The organism is Roseateles sp. P5_B10 (assembly GCF_056400485.1).
In genome coordinates, this window is the sequence record NZ_JBFULE010001802.1 from 1 (window position 1) to 506 (window position 506).

At 62.1% G+C, this 506-nt stretch carries 1 protein-coding gene; it reads left to right on the forward strand.

From position 1 onward, the window contains the following. A partial coding sequence (locus AC1DU6_RS35990; RefSeq protein WP_477863470.1) for a glycosyltransferase occupies positions 1-506 on the forward strand: 506 nt, incomplete at both ends.

Here is a 506-nt window from a genome sequence, read left to right on the forward strand (position 1 = left end):
GCTTATATGCAGCTGTCGGTGCCGAGCTTCGAATTCCCACGCGAGTTTCCATCCTCGGTTTATTTCGTCGGAACGCCGCCTATCATCCCCGGTCAGGTAGCACTGCCGCCGTGGGCGCATGAACTTGATGGGTCACGCAAGGTCGTGCTCGTCACGCAGGGCACCGTCGCCAACCACGATCTCGGCCTCCTGGTCGGGCCCACGCTCGCCGCACTCTCCAACGAGCCCGACGTCCTGGTCGTCGCCACCGCAGGCGGCCGCTCGGTTGAAGACATCCCCGGAGCAATTCCGTCCAATGCCCGGCTTGCAAGCTATCTGCCATTCGAATGGTTACTACCGCATGTCGATGTGCTCGTCACCAACGGCGGCTTTGGCAGCATCAATCAGGCCTTGAGTTCGGGAATTCCTCTGGTCACGGCCGGGATGACAGAGGATAAGGCCGACGTTAACGCTCGCGTCGCCTGGTCAGGCGTCGGCATCGATCTTGCGACGAACGTGCCGACGCC